Annotated in this window: 3 protein-coding genes and 1 pseudogene; 3 read left to right on the top strand and 1 reads right to left on the bottom strand. The window is 58.3% G+C overall.

From position 1 onward, the window contains the following. Together U5771_RS34885 and U5771_RS34880 are read left to right on the top strand one after the other, a co-directional pair. Positions 1 to 262, top strand: a 262-nt coding sequence (locus U5771_RS34885; protein ID WP_415859474.1) for a phage integrase central domain-containing protein, incomplete at its 5' end; no start/stop codon positions are given. 59 nt (positions 263 to 321) lie between these two features. After that, a protein-coding gene (locus U5771_RS34880; RefSeq protein ID WP_322028141.1) for an IS3 family transposase occupies positions 322 to 1,484 on the top strand; the annotation gives its coding sequence in 2 pieces (ribosomal slippage) (positions 322 to 577 and positions 577 to 1,484; 1,164 coding nt in all). A gap of 21 nt (positions 1,485 to 1,505) precedes the next feature. Here U5771_RS34880 and U5771_RS34875 read toward each other — a convergent pair. Next, positions 1,506 to 1,814: pseudogene (locus U5771_RS34875) on the bottom strand (Tn3 family transposase); the annotation flags it as partial. Between the two features lie 150 nt (positions 1,815 to 1,964). Here U5771_RS34875 and U5771_RS34870 point away from each other — a divergent pair. After that, positions 1,965 to 2,501, top strand: a 537-nt coding sequence (locus U5771_RS34870) for a LysR family transcriptional regulator (RefSeq protein ID WP_322028140.1), incomplete at its 3' end; no start/stop codon positions are given.

Below are 2,501 nucleotides of genomic sequence, written 5' to 3'. Positions count from 1 at the left end.
ACCGCTGTCGCGGGTTTCGCTTGGTGAAGCGCGGAAACTGGTTAGCGGATATCGCGAGATGGTCGGAAACCAGATCGATCCCATCCTCGCCCGGCGTGAAGAGCAGCATCGGCGACGGCTCGATATCTCGGTCGATGCCAATGTAACGTTCCGTGAGGCGGCTGAAGCGTTTATCCGCGCGCGTGAACCGGAATGGCGAAACCGCAAGCACGTCCAGCAATGGGGCAATACACTGGCGACCTACGCTTATCCTGTTATGTAGTGGTCTAATGAATCCGGACACTGATTTAGGCGAGAATGGTCGCCATGAAGAGGTGTCTGATGAGCAAGCAACGACGTACGTTTTCCCCGGAGTTCAAACAGCAAGCCGCCTGTCTGGTGCTCGACCAGGGCTATAGCCATATAGAAGCAAGCCGCTCGGTCGGCGTCGGCGAGACGGTGCTGCGCCGCTGGGTGCAGCAACTTCTGATGGAACGCCAGGGTGTCACGCCGCAGGGCAAGGCAATCACGCCGGATCAACAGCGTATTCAGGAACTCGAGGCGCGTATCGAACGCCTCGAGCGTGAGAAGGCCATTTTAAAAAAGGCTACCGCGCTCTTGATGTCGGAAGGCATCGAACGTACGAAGTAATTGATCAGATTGGCGCAAGCGAATCGGTCGAGCTGATCTGCGCGGTATTCGACGTGTCGCGGTCCTACCTGTATGCACACCGAGGGCGAGCCCGACGCGTTGATGCCGAGCGAATGGCACTGCGTAGCCGGGTACACGAGCTGTTCGTCGAGAGTCGATGCTCTGCTGGCAGTCGCAGCATCATGGGCATGATGCGCGAGGAAGGTACGGCGATTGGCCGCTTCAAGGTCAGCCGCTTGATGGAAGAACTCGGGTTGATCTGCAAGCAGCCGGGCCGCTATGCCTACAAGCAGGTCACGGTCGAGCGGATCGATATCCCGAACCATCTCAATCGCGAATTCGAGGTTGGTACGCCGAATCAGGTGTGGTGTGGTGACATCACGTATGTCTGGGCGCAGGGCGGTTGGCATTATCTGGCCGTAGTACTCGACCTGTTCACGCGTCGGGTTGTTGGCTGGGCGTTCTCGACACGCCCTGATGCCGATCTGGTCGTGCAGGCGTTGGAGATGGCCTATGAGCAACGTGGTCGACCGCAAGGCTTGCTGTTTCACTCGGATCAAGGCGGCCAATATGCAAGCCGGAAATTCCGTCAGCGCCTCTGGCGCTATCGGATACAGCAGAGCATGAGCCGTCGAGGAAATTGTTGGGATAACTCCCCGATGGAGAGGCTGTTCCGCAGCTTCAAGACCGAATGGCTACCGTCAGTGGGCTACGTGTCGGCGCAGGAGGCACACCGGGACATCAGCCACTACCTGATGCACCGGTACAACTGGATACGGCCGCATCAGTTCAATAACGGACTGGCGCCGGCGGTTGCGGAAGAAAAACTTAACGCAGTGTCCGGGATTAGTTGACCACTACAAAAGGCCTCCTTGTTAGGCTCGGTGGCTAGTTGATGCGGTGGCGTTGTCGGACGCGGTACTTGGCAGGATCCGCTTCGGATAGAGCGCCACTGGGAAATTGAAGGTGCTGCGCAAGTTGATACCTTCCATATGAGTGAGAGCGATTCGCCGCAACGGGTCCGCTTCGACCGGTTGTTCTCGACAAGCGCCGATATCGCGTTGCACGTCGGCGGCGTTCTACGCCATCAAGATGATCGAGAGCGGGCTCAATGCTGATGACACTGCGGCGAGCGATTCTTGGCGCTGCGCAACCTCCACCAGAATGCGATCGATATGGATTGCCGATCCCTAATATGATGTCGCGCTGGCGAGTAACTTGTCGTTGCCTCTCACCATCCGCCGCGGCGCCCAGCGACCGATTCCGATCGCATCGGTGCAATAGAATGCCGGTACCCTCTTTTGCCCAACAGATCTATTGCAACGATTCGCACGATGAAACGACTTCCACCGCTCAATTGGCTACGCGCATTCGAATCGTCAGCCCGGCACCTCAGTTTCACGCACGCGGCGACCGAGTTGAATCTGACCCAGGCCGCGATCAGCCAGCAGGTGAAAGGACTTGAATCCCAGCTCGGTACGGCGTTATTCAAGCGCCTGCCGCGAGGCATCGAGTTGACCGAGGCCGGGCTCGCCTACCTGCCAGTCGTGCATGAAGCGATAGAGCGGCTTGCTGCCGCCACCGACGAGATTTTCGGGCAAGGCCATCTGAAGGTGCTGACGGTGCGAGTGAGTCTGGTATTTTTCACGCATTGGCTCGCATGGCGCATACCGGACTTTCGCATGCGGTATCCGAACGTCAATCTACGCATTACGAGCAATATCTGGGGAGGCGATAGCAGCGTCACCGATGTCGAAGCCGATCTGGAGATCCGCTACGGGCACGGGAAATGGACGGGGCTGCGTGCTGAGCGACTGACCTGGGACACGCTGCTGCCGGTCTGTGCTCCCGGGTTGCTGTCTCCCAAAGCA

The organism is Burkholderia sp. BCC1977, from assembly GCF_905339595.1.
Classification (GTDB): domain Bacteria; phylum Pseudomonadota; class Gammaproteobacteria; order Burkholderiales; family Burkholderiaceae; genus Burkholderia.
Note: the sequence above shows the minus strand (reverse complement) of the source record. Positions and strands in the feature narration are given on the sequence as shown.